Below are 22,414 nucleotides of genomic sequence, written 5' to 3'. Positions count from 1 at the left end.
ACCGCAGGAAAGTACTATGAAGAAAATAACGACCCTAAGTTCGATTCTAATCAGCCTACTTGGCTTCTCCTCTGCCGCCAATGCGGACGATTTGGATGATATTAAAGCCAAAGGCACGCTAGTTGTTGCGGTGAAAGCCGACTATAAACCCTATGGTTATCGTAATGAGCAAAATGACATTGTGGGATTAGAGATAGACCTTGCTCAAGACGTAGCGGATAGATTAGGTGTCTCACTTGAGCTGGTACCAGCGCAAAGCAGTAACCGTATGGAATTCTTGATTGATGGCAAGGTGGATTTACTCATTGCCACCATGAGTGACAAGCCTGAGCGCCGCGAACTTGTTTATATTGCAGACCAAGCTTATTACTCTTCTGGCAGTAATATCATTGCCAACAAATCTAGCCAATATACCAGTTGGGGTGATTTAAACGGGCAAAAAGTCTGCGGTATCAAAGGCGCTTTTTATAATCAAGAAACAGAAAATACCTTTGGTGCGACGATAGTGCCTTTCGGCAGTTCTGAAGAGTCTCTAGAAGCGTTAAAACAAGGTAAATGCAGCGCGTTTGTCTACGATGACTCTTTTATTGCTGGTAAGCTTAAAGACGCAGAATGGGCACAGGACTATGAAATGCCTCTCCCAACCATCAATGATAATCCTTGGGGATTAGCCGTCAGATTAGGTGAAGATAGATTCCATAGTTTTATGAATAGCACCATTATAGAGTGGCACAAAACAGGCTTCATATTAGATTTAGAAAGCAAATACGGCCTTAAAAACACCCCTTTTGCTTTGGGCATGAATGGCTTGTATAAATAATGCTAGCTAGCGCGATAATCATCTAAAAAAATCTAGACACAAAAAAGCCGATGTACTGATAGATACATCGGCTTTTTTTATATCTAACAATTAGTACAGATTAGAATGCACGCTGCCTACGGTTCTAAGCCATGCTGCTAACGCACTTTCTTTAGTGCCCGTACGATCAGTTACCACGAAAGGATCTGTCGAGCTAAAGGTACTTGATTCTATGGTTGCCGCTGTTGACCAGCTACCATTATAAACACTGGAGTAAATACTCTCTGCCGTACCGTCTGATTGCTCCCATACAGCAACCGCATCATTCGAAGGCAAAATAGCAACATGAGGTGCGGTAGTTGCATTATTACCTGTATCGATAGTTTCAGCCGTTCCCCAAGACGTTGTATAACGGTTTGCATAAGTACTAACGGCAGTCCCATCACTTTGAAGCCACAAAGCAATGGCATTACTGTTTGAGTCTATGGCCACACTAAAGTCATCAAGAGCAATATTTGCACTGCTTTCTACTAAAGCAGCCGTTCCCCAAGAGGTTGATGAGTTGGTGTATCTATTGGCATACATGCTTTCAGTTGTACCATCATTTTGACGCCATAATACAACTGCATTACCTGTGTTATTGATTGCCACTTGTGGAACCGAATCGGATGCATCTGTGGCAACGCCATCAATCGCAGTGGCAGCTCCCCAAGTGCTTGCAGCATAAACAGCCGCATAAATATTTGAGCTAGTACCATCCCCTTGACGCCAAGTTGCAACAGCATCACCATCACCATTCATAGCGAGACTTGGTTCAAACGCGGTAAAGTTTGCCGCCTCTAACGTCGCCTGTGCACTCCAAGTACCTGTATAGGTACTCGAGTAAATGCTTTGATAAGTACCGTCACTTTGTCGCCATACAGCAACTGCATTACCACTGGTATTCATCACCACTTTAGGAACAGAAGCAGGGTTATTAGTGCTATCGATTAAAGCGGCTGTGCCCCAAGAGGAAGTCGATTTGGTGTAGATGTTGTAATAGATACTTTCAGCCGTACCATCACTTTGCTGCCATACAGCCATCACATTACCAGATCCATCAATGCCTATATCTGGCTTAGTGGCATCTGTCGTATCGTTTAAATCTATCTCAGTTGCAGTACCCCAAGAGGCAGTGCTTTCTGTGTAGTAGTTAGCAAACACACTTGAATTGGCGGTGCCATCTCCTTGAGACCAGATAGCCATACCATTACCGTTTGAGTCCATTACCAAACTCACATCATAAGGCTGATAAACAATGGAACTACTGGAAACTTGATCCGTAGCCGTATTCCAAGCACCAGTACCAGAGTGTGTTGTAAAACTCCAAGAGTAGATTGAGGCTAGCGCATTATTCGAATCATCTGTGATGCTAGTAGACAGAGAGACTGTGTAGGTTTCGGTATAGGATAAAGAAGCAGACGGCGTAAAGGTCGCAACTAAACTATCAGAATCTATAGTCACTGTGCCTGTCACAGCAGCCGAAGAACTATCCACCATAGTAATGTTAGTGGTATTAATGGTTGAATCTAACATACCCTCACTGAAGGTAATGGTGATCGCGGCATCCACGTCAATATTAGTCGCACTTGACGCGGGTGTTGTTGAAGACACTGTCGGTGCTGTTGTATCTGCAGTAGAAGTAGCACTTGAAGACGAGTTACTTTTAAAATCACATCCCGATAAAAGCACAGTGCCCATAATCAGTAATAAAAACGACCTCAACATTCTAACTCCCTCTAATAAAAAACCTGAGCTGTTTATATCATGAAACCTATTTTATTAGTATGGAGCATATTAAATATCCTTTACATAAGAATAAAATAGCTCTGTTTTTTCGCTTCCTTCTTGCCGTTTAAGCCCTAGCTAAGTTTTGTAACAAAGCACTTTAGCACTGCCACTATGAGAAATATCAACTAAGCTTATGTGATTCATCATCTCAAGGAAGGGAAGAATTATGAGTATTAAGCAAAAATGTCTCCTCATCTGTATCCTGATCGTCCTCGCTGTTTTGATTTTGCTAGGTTTAGATTTTTACAAAATTAATAAAATCAGCATCTTTAACCAAGTTCAAATAACATTAGATCAAGTCAAAATTAGCACCCTTGAGTTACGTCGTAGCGAAAAGGACTTTTTGTCACGTCAGAATTTAAAGTACTTAGATAAATTTAACCAAGAGTTTGAGGTCACTCAAAGTAAGCTCTCTGAGCTTGAGCAAGCCGTTACAAAGGCCGCAATTAAAACGGATGGCATCACTACTCTCACTCAAGAGTTTAAACAATATCACGCCCTATTTAATCACTTGGTGAATACTCAAAAGCAAATTGGTTTAACGCCAAAAGATGGCCTTTATGGCAATCTACGTGATTCAGTACACAGAGCAGAAGAGTCACTTGCCAACACAAAGTCATCCCAACTATTAGCCCAATTGTTACAGTTGCGTCGTAATGAGAAAGATTTCTTATTACGCTTGGATCCTAAATACCTAGATACCTTCACCCAAAATTACCAAGGCTTTATCAGCATACTTGAAGCAAGTACTTTAAACATAAGTGCGCAGCAAAGCATACGTTCTAGCATGCAAGATTATGCCCTTAAGTTTCAGCAAGCATCCCAAATGATGATAAGAAAAGGGTTAAACGAAGAGAGCGGTATTCGTGGTGACATGCGGGCGGCTGTACATGCCACAGAAGAGGCTATTACCCAGCTCAGCACCCAGTTAGAAAGCAATATTGCTAAAGAGGTAGGCAGTATAGATAACCTAATACTGACCACTCGCATTATTGCTTTTGTGATTTCTGCGTTATTACTCAGTGCCATGGCTTGGATTGTAAGAAGCATTTTGCTGCCACTTAAACAGCTATCCAGCACTATCACCAAAGCCAAAGAAGAAAACGATTTAACCATGAGGATTAATGTTCATTCTAATGATGAAATAGGCAGTGCAGCCACAACCTTTAATGCCATGATGGAGCAGTTCCAAGGCATCATAATCAAAATATCAGGGGCAGCAAGCAATGTATCAGCGGCTACAGAAGAGATGTCTTCCACTGCCTTGCAAAGTAATCTCAGCAGCCAACAACAAGAAACTAAAATCCAGCATTTAAGTGAGGAAATGCAATCAATGAAATCCATGATTTATCAAACCCATGACAATGTTGCCAGTGCAGCGACCATTGTTCATGAGGTGAATCATGAGTGCGAAAAAGGCAAAGGTATTGTTAAAAATGCCAGTGATACCATGATGACATTAGCGAATAGTGTCGAAAATACAGCAGGCACAATAGACAAGGTAGAAACTGATTCGAACCGTATAGGCTCGGTATTAGACGTGATTCGAGATATTGCAGAACAAACCAACTTACTGGCGTTAAATGCAGCAATAGAAGCGGCCCGAGCGGGTGAACAAGGTAGAGGCTTTGCAGTAGTGGCAGATGAAGTTAGGACCTTAGCTGGCCGTACTCAGGTATCAACTGAAGAGATTCAAGAAATGACCCAGTCATTACAAGCCGCTTCTCAAGATGCTGTTGCCCTTATTCATGAGAATCATAGTAAAACTCAAAGCAGTGTCACTGAAACAAATGAGGTCACAACCGCCCTCTCCAGTATTATTGACGCGGTTGAGAAAATCACCTTGATGAATCAAGACATAGAAACGGCTTCAAAGCATCAAAAACAGGTATCAGATGTTGTCAGTAAAGATGTTATGCAGATTGCTCAAACAGCAAAAGAGTCAACTATGAGCTCTATGTCGATCGCTGAAACAAGCAATAACTTGGCTGAGTTAGCGGTTGATTTGCAAAGCATAGCGACTCAGTTTAAAACCAGTTAGATCAGTACTATTAAAGCTTAATATAGCAAGTGTAAAGCAATAAAAAACGCAGCCGAGGCTGCGTTTTTTCTTCACTAGAACACTTAAGGGGAGTTAAGCGTTTAGTATTCGAACTTGCTTGCTGTGTACAATTTAAAAGCAGCTTCCCAAACAGGGCCTACTTTACCATTACCAACAGCTTGGCCATCGATGGTTGTCACAGGAGCAAGCTCTTTAGATGAGCTAGTAACCCAAATTTCATCAGCATTACGTACTTCTTCCATTGAAATATCACGTTCTTCAACAGGAATAGAGCCATCTTTTTCAAGGATAGATAAGATAATGTTACGAGTGATACCCGGTAGGATTTGGTTATCCTGAATCGGTGTAATTACCTTGCCATCTTTAACAATAAAAGCATTTGAAGAGCTCGCTTCAGTTAGATTGTTTTGATCGTTATAAAGCAAGATCTCATCGTTACCACCTTCATAACCTTGCTGGAAATGCAGCACATTACCTAACAAAGCGGTCGATTTAATTTGGCAACGCTGCCAGCGTAAATCTTGAGTCGTAGCTACAGAGAAACCTTTTGCCGTAGCAGCATTGGCTTCAACCGCAGGTTTAATTGGGTTAGCCATAGCAAAAATAGTTGGCGTCACACCTTCTGGGAAAGCATGGTAGCGTTTCACATCAGCGCCACGGCTGATTTGTAGATAAATACCTTGGTTACCGCCGCCATTTTTCTCCATCACACCTTCAATGATTTCTTTCCAATCATCTAGGCTTAACTCAGACTTGATACCAATTGCCGCCATGCCATCAAACATACGCTGCATATGAGGCTCAAGACCCACTGTTTTACCATCATAAGCTGGGATGACTTCATAAATGCCGTCGCCAAACAAAAAGCCGCGATCTAATGGCGAAATTTTCGCCTCTTCAATTGGCATAAACTGACCATTAAGATAAACAATGCTCATTTTTGTATCCTCTATAATCTCTGTCTTTAATGTCTAATTTTTATCGATTTACAGCGGTTTCAGGCAAAGCCTGTGAGTTGGCGTAACTTAACAATAAGTTCATCACCAGCACTCGCTTCCAATCCATCTTCCGTTAATTGATTTAAGCGAGTTACCCCGTCTACACTGCCTAAATTAGATAGGTATTGCAGAATTTTAATCGGGTGTATTTCACCTAATAGATCCCTTTCTTCCATTTGCCCAAGTAGCGCAATCAAACCATAGCCGCCCCAATTGGAAACATCAGCAATAACAAGCTCATCACACTTGGTAGAAGCTGGCACTATGTTTAAGCTCTCTAAGGCTGAGGTCACATTCCCCATGCCAATTTCATTGCCACCATCACCAATCGCAATGGTTGGGCATTCGCACTCAAGCATAAAGCTATCAAAACAAGCAGTACGTGGACTGATATCTTCACCACGCATATTGTAGTAACCACCATCGGCAGCCATACCAGGGCGCTCAATTGATAATAATAGTTGAGGCTGCCACTTAGCTAACGCCGCTTTGGCTTCTGCTACTCTATCGTGTGCTGTCCCCAGTTTAAGTGGTTCAACGCGATACTCTTTTGCAATCGCATCAGATAATGGAGGGCCACATACGATGACAGGCTTAGCACCCAATTTTTCCAAAGCTTCATATAAAGCAATCGCACCCACAGGACCGTCGGTTTCAAAGGTATCTGTAACAGGAAAGCCTGTACCAATAAAAACGCAACCTTGGGTTGTTGCTACATCCGCTAAAAGACAAGCCGCTCTTAAGCTATAACCAGGTTTAAGCGCAGGTTTCACCTCAGCCATACCTCTTAAATTACGCTCAACTAACAGCGCTTCTAAGGCATAACTTGTTTCTTCAATCGACCCCATTGTCCGGTCTCCTAACTCTTTTAAATCAAAGACATGGCTACCTGTGGTTAAATCAAATGCTCGGCTTGACTTTCTCACGGCTAGACCACTTTAACTAGTGTAATTTGTGACTCTTTATATTTTTGAATCTGGTTTATGCCATGGGCATCTTCAATCGAAACAGGTTCAAAACGTAGCTTTTTACCTTGGGTCAATTGAGCTAGTTTTGCCGTATCTCGCGCCATAACTGAGCCAATTTTTGGGTAGCCACCTATGGTTTGCCTGTCATTTAGAAGGACAATAGGTTGGCCATCAGCAGGTACCTGAATCGCTCCATGACAAATACCCTCAGACAACATAGCGTTTGTGCTTGAATGAATTGCTGGCCCTAACATGCGATAGCCCATGCGGTCAGCCCTTTCACTCACTGTATATTCACAACTAAAAAAAGACGCTTTATCCACACGACTAAAGCTGGCTTCTTGATAGCCTAAAACCGTATGTAAAACGCACTCAGCATCATAATTAGGTATCGCTAACTTCGGCATAGCCAAAGGGCTAATAGTTGTCACATCATGGCTCGCTAGTATGTCTTCTTTTGCAAGCCCTTTACCGCTTGACGCTGCTCCCGTTAAACCACCAATACCTTCACGCACAACGGTTGCTGTACTACCAAATTGCGCTTCGACATCAAAGCCACCCGCAACAGCTAAATAAATACGCGCGCCTTGGCTAGCAAAGCCCAGCTTGATCTTATCACCGGCTTTAATATTCAATGTTTGCCACATTGGCAGCTCTTGGTTGTTCACTTTAACCTGAGTTTCAGCACCTGTGATGGCAATTTGCGTATCTGTCATGGCTTCTAGTTGTAAGCCACCAATGGTTATTTCTATTGAGGTAGCACCTACCTCATTTTGACAAAGACGATTAGCCCAAGTGAAAGCAAAAGGGTCCATAGGACCACCGACTGTCAGGCCAATATTATGCTGACCAAAACGGCCTGCATCTTGTAATAAGGACATTACCCCAGGGTTAATCACTTTAAAGGTGTTCATAGCTCACCTCCCATGGCGATAAAATCTGCTTTTGAAATCGGCTCGAACTTAATTCTGTCTCCGGTTGTCATGGGCATACTTGGTGTTTTCGTCACATCAAACATAGGCACAGGACATAAACCAATCAGGTTCCAACCACCAGGAGAAACAGACGGATAAACCGCTGTTTGTCTATCGGCAATCGCGACTGCACCTTTTGGTACCGCCTTTCTTGGCGTTGCCAGTCTTGGCGCAGCAAGGCGCTCATCAAGCTCACCTAAATAAGCAAAACCAGGTGCAAAGCCTATGGCATAAACGCGATACTCTTGCTCATAATGCAGCTTGATAATTTCATCGGTTGTCAGCGCTTTCGCACGCGCCAGATCTTCTAAATCTGGGCCAGACTCCACATCGTAATAAACAGGTAGAATAATCTGATTACCCGCTTGTGACGCTTCCTCTTCAGCTTGCATAGCCGCTTGACGAATGCGTTCCAGCACAAGTTGGCGGGCTTGATAAAACTCGAGTTGATTATCATCAAAAACGACCAGTAAAGACGCATAAGAAGGCACTAGATCAATCAAACTATGACCAACTAGCTCAACTAAAGCTTGGGTTGCAGCCTGAATTTGGGCTGCAACTTGGGTACTCGTTTGTTCTGCAAAATATAAAATAAACGCTTGCTCACCAGCGACTTTCAGACGCAAATGCGGAAGCATCTGCGCTGAAACTTTTGGTGTTGTGACAGTATTCATTAGACAATCAGCTCCCGGATGGCAGCGATAGCGCGTACACCTTCCTCATTGTCACCATGTACACATAAAGTATCGGCATCCAGTGTTAAAGTATGGCCACTTACACTGGTCACAGTCCCTTCGCTCACTAGCTGTTGAACTTGCGCTAGCATGCGCTCACGATTATGTACTGCACCTGCTTTAGCACGAGATAACAAACGACCATTATCGTCATAACAACGGTCAGCAAAGGCTTCGAAACTCACTTCTAGGCCAGCTGCTTGTGCCTCTTCTCTGTGTTTTGCACTTTCTGGTGTTGCTTGAAGCACCAAGCGCACAGGTTTATAAAAACTTGCGACAGCCTGCATAATAGACGCACGCACACTGTCTTTACTCATCATGTCGTTATATAAAGCACCATGAGGTTTTACATAGGTCATAACAGAGCCTTGGCTTTGAGCCATACCGTCTAAGGCAGCCATTTGATAATGCATTAAACCCACAATTTCATCATGGGAGCAGTTCATACTACGACGGCCAAAACCAACAAGGTCTGGATAGCCAGGATGTGCACCCACTTCAACCCCATTAGCAACCGCTAATGCTAGCGTCTTAGTCATCCAAACTGGGTCGCCAGCATGGAAACCGCAAGCAATATTTGCTTGATCTAAAAACGGCATAACCTGCTCGTCTAACCCCATTTTCCAAGAACCAAAACTTTCACCTAAATCACAGTTTAATTTCATCATGGTCTCCTTAAAGAATGGACAAAGAGCTGTTACGAATATCAGTTACCAACATGCAACCCGGACTATGGGTGATGCAAAATGGTGGTTTAGCTTGTTCTAATGCAACTTGAGGTGTCACACCACAAGCCCAGAACACAGGCACTTCACCTTCTTTAATCGTGACAGCATCACCAAAATCAGGCGTATTAATGTCTTTAATACCTATCATCTCTGGCTGACCAAAGTGTAAAGGCGCACCATGAACAGAAGGAAAGCGGCTACAAATTTGAATCGCACGAATGGCATCTTTAGGCACCATAGGACGCATACTCACTACGGTTGTGCCAGAAAAAGGCCCAGCAGATTGGCATTCAATGTTAGTGCGATACATAGGCACGTTAACATTTTCCGTGATATTTCTTACTTCTAAACCATCTGCGATTAATGGCTCTTCAAATGAGAAAGAGCAACCCAGCACAAAGGTCACAAGGTCATCTTGCCAAAACTCTGTGATATCACTGACTTCTTGCTTGAATTCCCCATCACGAAAGATTTTATAGCTTGATACATCACTGCGAATATCAACATTTTCACCCACGTTAGGTAATAAGAAATCACCTGGGTTTTCTGACATACCCACAATTGGGCAAGCCTTAGGGTTTAGTGTGGCGAACTTTAAGAAATCATCTGCCCACGCTTTTGGCAGAATAACAATATTTCCCTGTACATAGCCTGAGGCTAAACCTGATGTGTTTTTCCCCCATTGTCCTGATCGAATTTGATCACGAACTTGAGCAGGGGTTGATAGTGCATTCAGTGACATACAAACACCTTAAAATTGTGATGAGCGAATGTTGATTTAGGCCAACATTCTTACAAGAAAGACACGCTGTCAAACAAGATTTTTTTAATAGTGAATAACACTTCAAAAATTAATCTTTAAAGTTTTTATTACTTTTAAAGTTTATTTTTAAAGATATTAATACCTACCTTTTAATGTTTGACAGTTTAGTCAACTATAAACATAGAGATATAAAAAAGGCTGGCAGGCAAGCCTGGCAGCCTTTTTTATGGCTGTAAAATAACAGTCAAAGTTAAGTCTTAATGAACACTTTTTAGTAAGCCTATAGAGAGGCTGCCGCTCTGGAGGCTTGATCATAAAGACTCGACAAAGCACGTAAGTGCTCTGCCATTTCAGATAATTTTTCTGGTGAAAAATTAAAATTCTTTAGTGAGTCTGTAAGGCAGTCTTCGCGTACATCACGATAGGTTTCACAAAAAATGCGTCCCTCTTCGCTAGTACGGTAAAACATTTCCTTGCCTATTTTTTCTCCTTGGACTAAATCCCGTTTAAGTAGTTTCTTCAGTGAATAGTTCACCGTATGTGCATCTTCTACATTCAGTACAAAGCAGATATCCGCTAAACGCTTGGCTCTTTCTCTATGATTCACATGATGCACAACTAAGATATCAAGCGGTGTCAGGTCAACGGCCCCCGCACTCTTAGCACAATGCTGCATCCAACGATTAAAAGCACTATTGGCAATAATCAGTCCGAATTCATATTCACTTAATGACGCTCCTTTCTCAGAAGCTAAATGTGAAGAAGAGACAATACGTTTATCAGACATGTTTTATTTTCCGCTCATGTTAGTAGGTAAGAAGGTAACGATTTCAGGGAACCATGTTATCAAAACTACAGCCAATAAAATTAACAAGAAGAAAGGTAATGACGCACGCGCCACATATAATATGTTTTTCCCTGTTAATGCTTGTATGACAAAGAGATTAAAGCCCACCGGCGGGGTTATCTGAGACATCTCGACCACCAAGACGATATAGATACCAAACCAAAGTAGGTCAATACCCGCTTGTTGTACCATAGGTAATACCACAGCCGTTGTTAAAACAACCACAGAGATACCATCTAAGAAGCAACCTAAAATCACAAACAAAACAGTTAAGTAAATTAACAGCTCAGTTGGTGATAATGTCATCGCAGAAATCCACAAAGCCAAGGACTTAGGAATACCTAAAAAGCCCATCGCTAAGGTAAGAAAGTGCGCGCCAGCTAAGATCAAACCTATCATACAAGAGCTTTTTACAGCGCCTAACAGACTATCGACAAAGCTTTTACGATTTAGCGCTTTTGATAGCACGGCTAAGAACAAGGCTCCCACGACACCTAAGGCTGCAGCCTCAGAAGGTGTGGTTACACCGCCGTAAATCGACCCTAATACAAATACTATGAGAGCAACGATTGGCAAAAGTTTACGCAGAGCAATAATTTTTTCTGCCCAAGGAATCTTAGCCCCATCGTGAGCAGGTAGTTCGTTACGATTTAGCTTGGCCCAGATCACGGTATAACCCATGAACATGCTTACTAATAGAAGGCCAGGTAACGCGCCTGCAATGAATAAGCGACCAATGGAAACTTCCGCTGCCACACCATAAACAATCAAAATGATAGAAGGTGGAATCAACAAACCTAAGGTACCGGAACCCGCTAAGGTACCAATTGCCATACGTTCACTGTAACCACGCTCTTTAAGTTCAGGTAATGTCATACGACCAATGGTCGCCGCTGTTGCCGCAGAAGACCCTGAAACCGCCGCAAAAATACCGCAACTCAAGACATTGACATGTAATAGTTTGCCCGGCAACCCATTTAATAATGGGGATAATCCTTTAAATAAATCTTCCGATAGGCGGGTCCGAAACAGAATTTCACCCATCCAAATAAACAGAGGCAGAGCCGTTAACGACCAAGACGTTGTTGCACCCCAGCTTGAAGTTGCATAAAGCAAACCTATTTGGTCATTACCCGAAAGCAATAAACCCAAAACACCCACACCAATGAGAGACAGTGCCACCCAAATACCGCAAGCCAGCATCAACAACATAGCGGCGGCAAGGGTGATAGATAAAGTAATCGTATCCATTAGACCTCACCTCCTAAATCATTATCCAAACTCAGTTCTTCCTCTTCATGTCGCATGTACTTAGGGGTTTTACCCATCAACATGCACACCAAATCATCTGCGATCGCAAGGGCAAACATAATAGACCCTAGGGCAACAGGTACTTGTGGCATCCAAAGAGGAATAGGAATGTATCCGTAAGAAACCTCTTCAAAGTCATAAGATTCCCAAGCTAGATGCACCATGTAATACGCCATGTAGAAAGCAAGCAAGGTAGCAAGAATCAAAATAAAGCCTTCTTGCAAACGACGTATCTTAGGGGGTAAAACTTTAATGGCGAGTGTTACTCGAATATGACCACCTTCATGAAAGGTGTAAGCTAAACCAAAAAATGTTGCTGCTGCTAAACTATAGACAGCAAAGTCTTCGGCCGACGGCACGATAAAACCGAATAATCGGCCTACCACTTGCGCCACTATCAAAAGGGTAATCATCAGGATGCTAAGTCCAGATAAATAGCCCGATGCTAGATAGATATTATTTAATAATTTACGCATAACCAAAACCTTCAAAAACGACCTCTAAACCTCAGGGAGGGTAAGGTAAAGAGGTCTATAAAAACTAAAATTACTGCTGATAGTTTTCTAACAAAGCTTTGATTTCTGGGCCAGACTCATCAAGCCACTCTTGCGTCATAGTTTCACCAATTTTATTAAACTCGCCTGCTAACTTAGCTGTTGGAGTCGATACGGCAATACCGTTAGCGGCTAGGCTATCTGTGTCTTGCTTAGCATTGATACGCACTTGTTCCCAACCTTGCTTTTCAACATTAGCAGCGGCTGCCATGATGATTTTCTGCACGTCTTTATCAAGACGTTTGAAAGAACGCATGTTCACAACCACCATATTTTTTGGAATCCAAGCTTGGATATCGTTGTAATGGCTTAGGTAGTCCCATGCTTGACCATTTACACCTGTTGTTGGTGAGGTGATCATGGCATCGATAATGCCTGTGCTGAAAGCTTGTGGAATTTCAGGAACCTGAATCGTCGTAGGCGTGGTATCCATCAAATCAGCAAGACGTGAAGTAGATGGGCTATAAGCACGCATTCTTGAACCTTCAATATCCGCTAAGCTATTAATCGCTTTCTTGGTATATAAACCCTGCGCAGGCCAAGCAACGGTATAAAGCAACTTCATACCTTCTTTCTTCAGCTGCTTTTCCATTTCTGGTTTCGCTGCTTGCCAAAGTTTTTCAGCATCATCAAAGTTTGTTGCTAAGAAAGGAATGTTGTCATGTTTGAATACAGGGTGAGTATTACCCATGATTCCAATGAAGATTTCACCCATTTGTACCTGACCGGTTTTAACCGCACGAGGAATTTCGGTGTGCTTGACCAAGGACGCACCAGAGTGAACTGTGATGTTTAAATCACCCTCTGTTTTTTGTTTAACTTCTTCAGCGAATTGATAAGCAAGTTTTGTCGGAAGATTAGCATCGCCGTAAGGGGTTGGCATGTGCCATTGCGCTGCATTCACAGTAGATAGTAAGCCACCAAATACAATGGATGTCGTCAGCAAGGTTTTTTTAAGCATCTTGTTTCTCCGTTATTATAATTTATGATCAGGCGAGTTTTTCACCTCTCATGAAATTGATTAAGACATAAACAATTACAATTCGCCAACGTTTTGCCTGCATTACACCCAAAAAACATAATAGTTATTTAGTTAATAAAACTTTAAAAAATACATTTAGTAGTTTTTTATTCTGGTAATTAAATCTAATTCAGTACCATTAATATCAGACGACTTTAATACAAAGTTTTTATAACCTATTTTCAATTCTCTAGAGTGAAATTCACTTTTACTGGGTTTACTCCCATACTGGTTTACAAGCACACTGTATTGCGAGTGCAAGAGAGGTCAGCAAGGTCGCCGGCAAGATTCAGCATAGGAGAAATTTATGAAATTAACCCCATTCCATCTAGCAATTCCTGTTCGAGACATAGACGAAGCCAGAGACTTTTATGGCACTAAAATGGGCTTTTCCGAGGGCCGTAGTACCAACGAATGGATCGACTTTAATATATTTGGTCATCAAGTCGTTACCCACCTTAACCCCAACATAGGGAAAGATGGCAAAGTACAAAGTATTCATAATCATGTTGATGGGCATGGTGTTCCCGTCCCTCACTTTGGTGTTGTACTGGAATTTGACGAATGGCAGAAACTGGCTAACAAAGTCAGAGGCTTTATCGATGAGTTTCTCATTGAGCCCTATGTTAGATTCGAAGGCCAAGTAGGTGAACAAGGCACCATGTTCTTCTGCGACCCTTCGGGTAATGCCTTGGAATTTAAAGCTTTTAGAGATATCGAAAGCGAACTTTTTGCCAAGTGAGATAAAGATTTAAATTAAGATAAGAAAGCACTGAAATAGGGATACATTTAAGACTCATAGAAATGGAGAAAGACATGATCAGTGATAAGGATATGAAACACCCATCTGATAAAGAGGCTAGACGCTCGAAAAAACCCATAGTGTGTTACCAAGTTGAGAGTCTTCCTCCTTTTGATGAGGCTTTTTACCAACAAGCAAAAGAGAACAAGGAAAAGGTATCGCAAGTCTTAATTCCACCCAGAGATGGCAAGAGTTTCAAAGTCCCTGCTGGACATTTCTTTCGTATTGTCAGTGTTGAAGGGCCACAAGTAGGCGACCTCAACTTATGGAATGCCAACAATATAAATGAACGTTTTTTTAGCGGTAAAACTCGCCAACTCCATGCCAGCCATCTCAACACAGGTGATAGACTCTGGAGCAATATACCGTACCTTAGACCTATGGCAACCATTACTCAGGATACGCTAGATTGGTATGGCTGGGATGATGATGGCGCTGGTGTGCATGATGTTATAGGGACACGTTGTGATCCTTACACCAACCATATGCTTAAAGAAGTGGATTACAATTATTGCTGCCATTCGAACCTGACTCGCGCGCTCGCTGAATCTCAGCAACTGAGTGCCGAGCAAGCCGAACCCCATGTTCATGATGTTATGAACGTCTTTATGTGTACTGGCTTTACCCGAGATACTCACCAATATTTCATGAAAGCCAGCCCAGTAAGGCCGGGGGATTTTATCGAGTTCTATGCTGAGATTGATTTATTAGGTGCTTTATCAGCCTGCCCAGGAGGTGATTGTGGTAGCAGTCACTCAAATGATGACACAGCTTGTTACCCTTTATTGGTAGAAATTTATAAACCAACACAGACAAACAAGGTTGAGAAAAAGCCCTTTTTAACCAGTGGTTATCAAGGCAAGCACGGCCTAGATTAAATTTTCTCTTTGTTTTTGCTAGGGAACCTGCGAATAAGTCCTCCCGCCTCAGCGTGTGGATAAAAGCAGCTAGATTTATGGCAAGGAGCGCAACTTAATAGTGATTTTATTGATAAGGTTCTCAATATAAAGATAGGGCTTTTAGACCACGCCCTTCGGGTCTTTGAATAATACCTAAACGGCATTTCAGAAAAAGTAACACCCTGTGTTGTCACTTCTCGAAAGGTACCTACATTACGTCAAAGTAACGCCTTGTGTGATATTTTTTCTGTAAAGACTGAGAAGAGGTGACTTAATCAGCAGGTTCCCTAACACATTGCTTTTATTTTTTTATATTTTTAACCAAATAAATCAGTGTGTTAGCTTTTTCGTTAAGACAATATTAAGACTAAGTTGCATCTTGCAAGACTAAGTTACAATAGGTTGCTCTACTTTACCCCTTGCTCTAAAAGACTTTGCTAAATTGAATGACTATGAGTTATCAATCATAAATTAGCCATTTGCTTTTCGGTCTAATTCAAATACAACTCATACACAATTTTGACCCTCTCAATGAGAGACCTTAAGTTGGTACTAGATACCGAAATAAAAATAACAAGGGTTACTATCATGAAAAAGTTTGCATTCGCTCTAACTGCTGCCGCTCTAACTGTCGGTGCAGCCAATTCTTATGCCGGAGAAGTTGAAGTACTTCATTGGTGGACATCAGGTGGTGAAGCCGCTTCTATCAATGTATTAAAAGGCTTGATGGTTGAAGAAGGCCACACTTGGAAAGATTTCGCAGTTGCAGGTGGTGCAGGCGAATCCGCAATGACTGTGCTTAAATCACGTGCCATTTCAGGCAACCCACCAGCCAGTGCTCAAATCAAAGGACCAACTATCCAAGAATGGGGTAGCCTAGGTTTCCTAACTAACCTTGATGAAGTTGCAGCACAAGGTGAATGGGATGTGGTTCTACCTCAAGTTGTTAGTGATGTAATGAAATACGAAGGTCACTATGTAGCTGCTCCTGTCAACGTTCACCGTGTAAACTGGATGTGGGCTAACCCAGAAGTATTCCGTAAGTCTGGCGCTGAACTGCCAACGTCTTGGGATCAATTTCTAGTCGAAGCAGAAAAAATCAAAGCAGCTGGTTACACACCACTTGCTCATGGAGGTCAAGCTTGGCAAGACGCAACCTTGTTCGAAGCCATTGCGCTTGAAAAAGGTGTTAACTTCTACAACAAAGCTTTCATCGCTCACTCTGACAAAACGCTACGTAGCCAAGACATGATCGATGTTTTCAATACTTTCAAGCAAGTCAGAAAGTATGTTGATGTAGGTTTCTCTGGTCGTGACTGGAACGTTGCTACTTCTATGGTTATCAATGGCGAAGCCGCAATGCAAATCATGGGTGACTGGGCGAAAGGTGAGTTCACTGCAGCAAACAAAAAAGCCGGTATCGACTATGTTTGCCTACCAGCACCAGGTACAAGTGATTCTTTCACCTTTAACATTGATAGCCTAGCTATGTTCAAGGTTGACGGTAAAGACAACCAAGCAGCACAGCAAGACCTAGCACGCTTGATCCTTGAGCCTGAGTTCCAAGAAACATTCAACCTAAACAAGGGTTCTATCCCAGCACGTTTGAACATGCCTCGTGAGAAGTTTGATACTTGTGCTCACGCTTCTATGGATTCATTCCTAGCAAGTTCAACAACAGGTAACCTAACGCCAAGTATGGCTCACGGTATGTCTACTTCATCTATGGTGCAAGGCGCTATCTATGACGTAGTAACCAACTTCTTCAATGATGATTCTATGACAGCAGAACAAGCAGTCGACAAACTAGCGCGTGCAGTAAAAGCAAGCCTATAAGACTCTGTTTGAACAGCTGGGACAGATAATGTCCCAGCTGTTATCTCGCACTTTTTAACCAGTACGAGACGCGCAAATACCTGATTTAGTTCACGTTTATAATTACGAAACCTTTGCAGCCTGCTGTGGGTCTAGTTCATGTCATCCATGGATAACACCAATAAGCACTGTCGACTGCAAAGGTTTTAACTAGATGCTCTACGGAAGCTCATTATTATGACTATCAAAGCCTCCTCTCTTGAGTCGAAAGCCACACCTGCGGCCCAAGCAAAGTCCTTCTCACTAGCGGATTTCATCCCTAAGCTAGTGATGGCACCGACCATAGTGGTCACTATTATCTGCATGTATGGTTATATGATATGGACAGCAGTCCTTTCTATGACCAATTCGCGCATGCTTCCTTCTTATGACTTTGTTGGTTTACGCCAATATGAGCGTTTATTTGAAAATGACAGATGGATAGTCGCCCTAACAAACCTAGGGATTTTCGGTGCTTTATTTATTTTGATCTGCTTGTTTCTTGGGGTGATGCTAGCCATTTTCCTTGATCAGAAGATTCGTAACGAAGGCGCTATCCGTACGATTTACCTCTACCCTATGGCGATTTCTTTCATAGTGACAGGTACGGCTTGGAAATGGCTACTAAACCCAACTAACGGCCTTGAAAAAATGATGGTTGATTGGGGCTTTGAAAGCTTTACCTTCGACTGGCTAGTTAACCCAGACAAGGTGGTTTATTGCTTAGTTATTGCCGCTGTTTGGCAGGCTTCTGGCTTTGTGATGGCACTTTTCCTCGCGGGCCTTCGTGGTGTTGATGGTGACTTAATTAAAGCGGCAAACCTAGATGGCGCCAATATCTTTACGACTTATCGCCGTATCATTTTACCCTCACTAAAACCGGTTTTCTTTAGTGCCGTTGTGATCCTATCTCACATTGCCATTAAGAGTTTCGACTTAGTCGCAGCCTTAACCAATGGTGGCCCAGGTTACTCATCTGATTTACCAGCGAACTTTATGTATGCCCATACCTTTACTCGTAGCCAAATTGGTCTAGGTTCTGCCTCTGCCATGGTTATGCTGGGATGTGTCTTGGCTATTTTGATTCCTTATCTTTATTCAGAACTAAGAGGAGAGCGTCATGACTAGCGCAAACACTATGAACTCAAGCTCAAGTCGTCGTCAAAAGACGCCTTTAGAACACATATTAAGAGTCGCACTTTATATCTGTCTATTAGGCATGGCGGCTGTCTACCTAATGCCTTTTTTAGTGATGTTCTTAACCTCACTAAAAGATGTTGAAGAAATACGTTCAGGTACTTTGTTATCACTACCAGGTAGCCTTAATTTTGATGCTTGGGGTAAAGCTTGGGGCGGCGCCTGTACGGGTAGTAGCTGTAATGGCATCGCACCTTACTTCATGAACTCGTTTCAGATCGTTATCCCTGCGGTATTGATCTCAACCATCATAGGTGCACTTAACGGCTATGTAATTTCCATGTGGAAATTCAAAGGCAGCGATATCTTCTTCGGTGCTCTTTTGATCGGTTGCTTTATTCCATTCCAAGTTATCTTGTTGCCTATGGCACGTACATTAGGTTGGTTAGGAATAGCAAACACAACAACCGGTTTAGTCTTTGTACACGTGGTGTATGGTGTGGCCTTTACCACTCTCTTCTTCCGTAACTTTTATCAAGGAATCCCAAGTGATTTGATTAAAGCAGCAAGACTAGATGGCGCAGGTTTCTTTACCATATTCCGTCGCATTATTTTGCCAATCTCAACCCCAATTATTGTGGTAACCATCATTTGGCAGTTCACCCAAATTTGGAATGACTTCCTGTTTGGTGTGGCTTTCTCAGGCTTTGATACTCAGCCTGTCACTGTGGCTTTGAACAACCTAGTGAATACCAGCTTTGGTGGTAAGGAATATAACGTCGATATGGCTGCAGCCATTCTAGCTGCCCTACCGACCCTGCTGGTTTATGTTTTAGCCGGTAAATACTTTGTACGTGGCCTAACTGCTGGTGCAGTAAAAGGCTAAACAAACAACCTAGTGATTGATTGGAATGGGCGTATAAAACGCTGTACGCCCAGTGTCTTCCAGTCCCCTTAATAATATTGCGGAGCAGCAAGATGGCAAATTTAATAATTGAACAAGTAAAAAAACGCTATGGATCAACTGAAGTCTTAAAAGGTATTGATATTTCTATTAAGGCAGGTGAATTCCTAATACTCGTTGGCCCATCAGGGTGTGGTAAATCAACCCTAATGAATGCGATTGCAGGTCTTGATGATGTAAGTGAAGGCCGCATCATGATAGCGGATAGAGATGTGACTTATGCAGATCCTAAAGACCGTGACATAGCCATGGTATTCCAGTCTTATGCGCTCTACCCAAACATGACGGTAGAAGAGAATATCTCCTTTGGTCTTGAGATGCGTAAAGTACCAAAAGAAGAGCGCGATGTGGAAGTTAAACGTGTGTCTGAGATGCTACAAATTGACCACCTTTTAAGCCGAAAACCCGCTCACCTTTCAGGTGGTCAGCGTCAACGTGTTGCCATGGGTCGTGCCCTAGCGCGTCGCCCTCAGCTATATCTGTTTGATGAGCCGCTATCTAACCTAGACGCTAAGCTACGTGTTGAAATGCGTACAGAAATTAAAAAGCTACACCAAAAATTGGGCACGACTATCGTTTATGTAACCCACGACCAAATCGAAGCCATGACACTCGCGGATCGTATTGCCGTGATGAAAGATGGTGAAGTACAGCAGCTAGGTTCACCACAAGAGATTTATGACAATCCAGCCAACTTGTTTGTGGCAGGTTTCATGGGCTCTCCCGCCATGAACTTTATCCCTGCGACCGTTGTATCAACAGATAATGGCATCATGCTTGAGCTAGCAACTAAAACACCAACACTCTTACCTTTCCCGAAAAAAGAAGCGCTTAATGCGTACCTAGGCAAGGAAATATTGTTGGGGCTAAGACCAGAAATGATCACTGAACCTCAGCACCACAAAGAAGGCTTGGAGTTTGTGGTTAAATCGCAAGTAAATGTTGAAGTCACTGAGCCTATGGGTGCTGATACCATGGTCATTACCCGTATTAATGACAGTGAGATCAATTGCCGTTGTCATCCGGCATATCCAGCGGCGCCTGGTAGTGACATCGAATTGATGTTTGATACCTCAAAAGCCGTGGCATTTGATAAGAATTCTGGGGAGCGTATCGACGCCTAATATTGCACTTTTTATGGGTCATTTTTTTACGCGCTGGGCAGCCTCGTCCAGTGCGTTTTTTTAATTAATACTTACTAATATACTGTCCTCAATATAGATTTTTTCCTCTTTTTTTCTCTTTTTCCTGCACAAATGGTCAATTTCCACTCACTAAGTATCGATATATTTATCCGAATGTTTTATCGTCTAACGCTGTGTTTAAAAAATATAATAATTAAAGATAATTTCATAAGCACAACCCTATAACAGAAAAGTATAAAACTAAAAGGGAACAATCAATGAGCTCAATGAAGCGTTATATCTCGCATTTCGCCATTTCAGGTGTTGCACTTGCTATTGCAGGTTGTGCGTCTGTAGGCCAACAGGCTCCTACATGGGAAGCAGATCAAGAATATAAACTTACTATCCTTCACACTAACGATCACCATGGTCGTTTCTGGGAAAACCGTAACGGTGAATACGGCATGGCTGCTCGTAAAACCCTTATCGATAACCTACGTGAAGAAATTGCGCTGGAAGGCGGTGCTTCTCTACTATTATCTGGTGGTGACATTAACACAGGGATTCCAGAATCTGACCTACAAGATGCCGAGCCTGATTTCAAAGGCATGAACATGCTGCAATATGATGCTATGGCATTAGGTAACCACGAGTTTGATAACTCTCGTGAAGTCTTGATCCAACAGCAAAAATGGGCTGGTTTCCCATTCCTATCTGCTAACGTGATTGACGTAGAAACTGGCGATCCGCTGTTTGACGCTTATAAAATTTTTGAGGTAAATGACCTACGTGTTGCTGTTGTTGGTTTTACCACTGACGATACCGTAAAACTGGGTAACCCTGAGTACCTAGAAGGTCTAGAGATTAAAACACCTGTTGAGGTTGCAACAGATTTGATCCCTGAACTAAACAAAAAAGCAGACCTAGTTGTGGCAACGACTCACATGGGTCACTACAGCAATGGTAATTACGGTGGTAACGCTCCTGGTGATGTAACACTGGCTCGTAGTGTACCTGGTATCGACGTTATTGTGGGTGGTCACTCTCAAAACAAACTAGAAAAACCAGATGAGCAAAACGGTACTCTTATTGTGCAAGCACAAGAATGGGGTAAATATGTTGGTCGTCTAGATCTCGTTATCAAAAATGGCGATATCGTCTCTTCTGATTACCGTCTAATTCCAGTTAACTTGAAGAAAAAAGTTGTTCAAGCTGACGGAACTAAGAAACGCGTATTCATCGAACAAGAGATTGCACAAGATCCAGCAATGCTAGCTATGCTTCGTCCTTACCAAGAAAAAGGTCAAGAAGAGTTACTAGTAGAAGTTGGTTTTGTTGATGACTTACTTGTTGGTGATCGTTCTGTTGTTCGTAAGCAAGAAACTAACCTAGGTAACTTGATCGCTAAAGCAATGCGCGAAAAAGTAGGTGCTGATGTTGGTATCATGAACTCTGGCGGTATTCGTGACAATATGGAAGCTGGCGTAGTTACTTATAAGAGCGTACTAAAAGTACAACCTTTCGGTAACATGGTGTCTTCTGTCGACCTATCTGCTGCTGAACTAACTGACTACCTAACGGCTGTCGGTAGCAAGCAAGCGGGTTCTGGTGCATTCGCTCAATTCGACGGTGTATCTTTTGCTTTGAGAAACGGTACTGCAACTAACATCAAGGTTGCCGGTGAGCCAATCAAAGATGACCAAACTTACCGTATTGCTATCAACAGCTATGTGGCTACAGGTGGTGACGGTTACCCTAAAATGACTGATCATGCTAACTACAATAACTCAGGTTATGTAGATGCAGACGTATTGGTTGAATACTTCAAAGAGAACTCTCCTGTACTCACTAACACGCTAGCACCAAGCGGTGCAGTGTCTCGTTAGTAGATCAAGTTAACAGAGAACTCGCTTAACCTTAGGTCATCCCACTTAAGGTTAAGTATGAAGACATAAAAAAACCGTTATCGAGTGATCGATAACGGTTTTTTTGATGCTGTTCAGAAAAGCCTAACGTCACAGCATCTAGGCTGGGGACCTTGTTAC

At 42.5% G+C, this 22,414-nt stretch carries 20 protein-coding genes; 9 read left to right on the top strand and 11 right to left on the bottom strand.

The window, feature by feature from the left end; genetic code table 11:
* Positions 1-16 precede the first annotated feature (16 nt).
* The gene (locus OA91_RS14865; RefSeq protein ID WP_063339059.1) at positions 17-820 is read left to right on the top strand and encodes a transporter substrate-binding domain-containing protein; all 804 of its coding nucleotides are present in this window, start codon (positions 17-19) and stop codon (positions 818-820) included.
* A gap of 90 nt (positions 821-910) precedes the next feature.
* On the opposite strand, the gene OA91_RS14860 is transcribed toward OA91_RS14865, so the two are convergent.
* Complete coding sequence (locus OA91_RS14860; protein WP_063339058.1) at positions 911-2,566, bottom strand: Ig-like domain-containing protein; 1,656 nt, start codon at positions 2,564-2,566, stop codon at positions 911-913.
* 229 nt (positions 2,567-2,795) lie between these two features.
* Between OA91_RS14860 and OA91_RS14855 the strand changes: the two genes are divergently transcribed.
* On the top strand, positions 2,796-4,670 hold the full coding sequence (locus OA91_RS14855) for a methyl-accepting chemotaxis protein (RefSeq protein ID WP_063339057.1): 1,875 nt from the start codon (positions 2,796-2,798) through the stop codon (positions 4,668-4,670).
* A gap of 101 nt (positions 4,671-4,771) precedes the next feature.
* On the opposite strand, the gene OA91_RS14850 is transcribed toward OA91_RS14855, so the two are convergent.
* From OA91_RS14850 to OA91_RS14805, 10 genes are all read right to left on the bottom strand, one after another.
* On the bottom strand, positions 4,772-5,629 hold the full coding sequence (locus tag OA91_RS14850; protein ID WP_063339056.1) for a D-amino acid aminotransferase: 858 nt from the start codon (positions 5,627-5,629) through the stop codon (positions 4,772-4,774).
* A 59-nt stretch (positions 5,630-5,688) separates the two neighbouring features.
* Entirely contained in the window at positions 5,689-6,615 is a 927-nt protein-coding gene (locus OA91_RS14845; RefSeq protein WP_082827962.1) for a glutamate cyclase domain-containing protein, read from the bottom strand.
* A gap of 2 nt (positions 6,616-6,617) precedes the next feature.
* Complete coding sequence (locus tag OA91_RS14840) at positions 6,618-7,571, bottom strand: biotin-dependent carboxyltransferase family protein (RefSeq protein WP_063339054.1); 954 nt, start codon at positions 7,569-7,571, stop codon at positions 6,618-6,620.
* Positions 7,568-8,305 carry a 5-oxoprolinase subunit PxpB gene (gene pxpB, locus OA91_RS14835; protein ID WP_082827961.1) on the bottom strand — a complete coding sequence of 246 codons (738 nt, stop codon included), beginning with the start codon at positions 8,303-8,305 and terminating at the stop codon, positions 7,568-7,570. The genes OA91_RS14840 and pxpB overlap by 4 nt, the downstream gene beginning before the upstream one ends.
* Positions 8,305-9,033, bottom strand: a complete 729-nt coding sequence (locus OA91_RS14830) for a 5-oxoprolinase subunit PxpA (protein WP_082827960.1) — start codon at positions 9,031-9,033, stop codon at positions 8,305-8,307. The genes pxpB and OA91_RS14830 overlap by 1 nt, the downstream gene beginning before the upstream one ends.
* Positions 9,034-9,040: 7 nt before the next feature.
* Entirely contained in the window at positions 9,041-9,835 is a 795-nt protein-coding gene (locus tag OA91_RS14825) for a putative hydro-lyase (protein WP_063339052.1), read from the bottom strand.
* Between the two features lie 301 nt (positions 9,836-10,136).
* Positions 10,137-10,643 carry a winged helix DNA-binding protein gene (locus OA91_RS14820; protein WP_046015314.1) on the bottom strand — a complete coding sequence of 169 codons (507 nt, stop codon included), beginning with the start codon at positions 10,641-10,643 and terminating at the stop codon, positions 10,137-10,139.
* A gap of 3 nt (positions 10,644-10,646) precedes the next feature.
* On the bottom strand, positions 10,647-11,954 hold the full coding sequence (locus tag OA91_RS14815; RefSeq protein WP_046015315.1) for a TRAP transporter large permease: 1,308 nt from the start codon (positions 11,952-11,954) through the stop codon (positions 10,647-10,649).
* Positions 11,954-12,490 (bottom strand): TRAP transporter small permease, encoded by a 537-nt coding sequence (locus OA91_RS14810; protein WP_046015316.1) that lies wholly within the window; start codon positions 12,488-12,490, stop codon positions 11,954-11,956. The genes OA91_RS14815 and OA91_RS14810 overlap by 1 nt, the downstream gene beginning before the upstream one ends.
* 70 nt (positions 12,491-12,560) lie before the next feature.
* On the bottom strand, positions 12,561-13,529 hold the full coding sequence (locus OA91_RS14805) for a TRAP transporter substrate-binding protein (RefSeq protein WP_046015317.1): 969 nt from the start codon (positions 13,527-13,529) through the stop codon (positions 12,561-12,563).
* Between the two features lie 367 nt (positions 13,530-13,896).
* On the opposite strand from OA91_RS14805, the gene OA91_RS14800 reads away from it, so the two are divergent.
* From OA91_RS14800 to ushA, 7 genes are all read left to right on the top strand, one after another.
* Entirely contained in the window at positions 13,897-14,331 is a 435-nt protein-coding gene (locus tag OA91_RS14800; protein ID WP_063339051.1) for a VOC family protein, read from the top strand.
* A gap of 74 nt (positions 14,332-14,405) precedes the next feature.
* Positions 14,406-15,269 (top strand): urea carboxylase-associated family protein, encoded by an 864-nt coding sequence (locus OA91_RS14795; RefSeq protein WP_157203848.1) that lies wholly within the window; start codon positions 14,406-14,408, stop codon positions 15,267-15,269.
* 609 nt (positions 15,270-15,878) lie between these two features.
* Entirely contained in the window at positions 15,879-17,126 is a 1,248-nt protein-coding gene (locus tag OA91_RS14790; RefSeq protein WP_063339050.1) for an ABC transporter substrate-binding protein, read from the top strand.
* Between the two features lie 216 nt (positions 17,127-17,342).
* Complete coding sequence (locus OA91_RS14785) at positions 17,343-18,272, top strand: carbohydrate ABC transporter permease (RefSeq protein WP_046015320.1); 930 nt, start codon at positions 17,343-17,345, stop codon at positions 18,270-18,272.
* Positions 18,265-19,167: a carbohydrate ABC transporter permease gene (locus OA91_RS14780; protein ID WP_442919128.1), complete on the top strand. Its 903-nt coding sequence runs from the start codon at positions 18,265-18,267 to the stop codon at positions 19,165-19,167. Before OA91_RS14785 ends, OA91_RS14780 begins: the two co-directional genes overlap by 8 nt.
* A gap of 92 nt (positions 19,168-19,259) precedes the next feature.
* Complete coding sequence (locus OA91_RS14775; RefSeq protein ID WP_063339049.1) at positions 19,260-20,369, top strand: ABC transporter ATP-binding protein; 1,110 nt, start codon at positions 19,260-19,262, stop codon at positions 20,367-20,369.
* 278 nt (positions 20,370-20,647) lie between these two features.
* Positions 20,648-22,255 (top strand): bifunctional UDP-sugar hydrolase/5'-nucleotidase UshA, encoded by a 1,608-nt coding sequence (gene ushA, locus OA91_RS14770; protein ID WP_063339048.1) that lies wholly within the window; start codon positions 20,648-20,650, stop codon positions 22,253-22,255.
* Positions 22,256-22,414: the final 159 nt, after the last annotated feature.

The organism is Marinomonas sp. SBI8L (genome assembly GCF_001624705.1).
Classification (GTDB): Bacteria; Pseudomonadota; Gammaproteobacteria; order Pseudomonadales; family Marinomonadaceae; genus Marinomonas.
The sequence above is the reverse complement of the archived record's forward strand: the minus strand, read 5'-3'. Positions and strand labels throughout refer to the sequence as shown.

Bases quoted from the DNA above. Each gene is read 5' to 3' on its own strand.
- OA91_RS14860 (WP_063339058.1), bottom strand. From the start codon at position 2,566: ATGTTGAGGTCGTTTTTATTACTGATTATGGGCACTGTGCTTTTATCG.
- OA91_RS14795 (WP_157203848.1), top strand. From the start codon at position 14,406: ATGATCAGTGATAAGGATATGAAACACCCATCTGATAAAGAGGCTAGA.
- OA91_RS14790 (WP_063339050.1), top strand. From the start codon at position 15,879: ATGAAAAAGTTTGCATTCGCTCTAACTGCTGCCGCTCTAACTGTCGGT.
- OA91_RS14820 (WP_046015314.1), bottom strand. From the start codon at position 10,643: ATGTCTGATAAACGTATTGTCTCTTCTTCACATTTAGCTTCTGAGAAA.
- OA91_RS14825 (WP_063339052.1), bottom strand. From the start codon at position 9,835: ATGTCACTGAATGCACTATCAACCCCTGCTCAAGTTCGTGATCAAATT.
- OA91_RS14800 (WP_063339051.1), top strand. From the start codon at position 13,897: ATGAAATTAACCCCATTCCATCTAGCAATTCCTGTTCGAGACATAGAC.
- OA91_RS14810 (WP_046015316.1), bottom strand. From the start codon at position 12,490: ATGCGTAAATTATTAAATAATATCTATCTAGCATCGGGCTATTTATCT.
- OA91_RS14785 (WP_046015320.1), top strand. From the start codon at position 17,343: ATGACTATCAAAGCCTCCTCTCTTGAGTCGAAAGCCACACCTGCGGCC.
- OA91_RS14850 (WP_063339056.1), bottom strand. From the start codon at position 5,629: ATGAGCATTGTTTATCTTAATGGTCAGTTTATGCCAATTGAAGAGGCG.
- OA91_RS14815 (WP_046015315.1), bottom strand. From the start codon at position 11,954: ATGGATACGATTACTTTATCTATCACCCTTGCCGCCGCTATGTTGTTG.
- OA91_RS14865 (WP_063339059.1), top strand. From the start codon at position 17: ATGAAGAAAATAACGACCCTAAGTTCGATTCTAATCAGCCTACTTGGC.
- OA91_RS14855 (WP_063339057.1), top strand. From the start codon at position 2,796: ATGAGTATTAAGCAAAAATGTCTCCTCATCTGTATCCTGATCGTCCTC.
- OA91_RS14780 (WP_442919128.1), top strand. From the start codon at position 18,265: ATGACTAGCGCAAACACTATGAACTCAAGCTCAAGTCGTCGTCAAAAG.
- OA91_RS14775 (WP_063339049.1), top strand. From the start codon at position 19,260: ATGGCAAATTTAATAATTGAACAAGTAAAAAAACGCTATGGATCAACT.
- pxpB (WP_082827961.1), bottom strand. From the start codon at position 8,305: ATGAATACTGTCACAACACCAAAAGTTTCAGCGCAGATGCTTCCGCAT.
- OA91_RS14805 (WP_046015317.1), bottom strand. From the start codon at position 13,529: ATGCTTAAAAAAACCTTGCTGACGACATCCATTGTATTTGGTGGCTTA.
- ushA (WP_063339048.1), top strand. From the start codon at position 20,648: ATGAGCTCAATGAAGCGTTATATCTCGCATTTCGCCATTTCAGGTGTT.
- OA91_RS14830 (WP_082827960.1), bottom strand. From the start codon at position 9,033: ATGATGAAATTAAACTGTGATTTAGGTGAAAGTTTTGGTTCTTGGAAA.
- OA91_RS14840 (WP_063339054.1), bottom strand. From the start codon at position 7,571: ATGAACACCTTTAAAGTGATTAACCCTGGGGTAATGTCCTTATTACAA.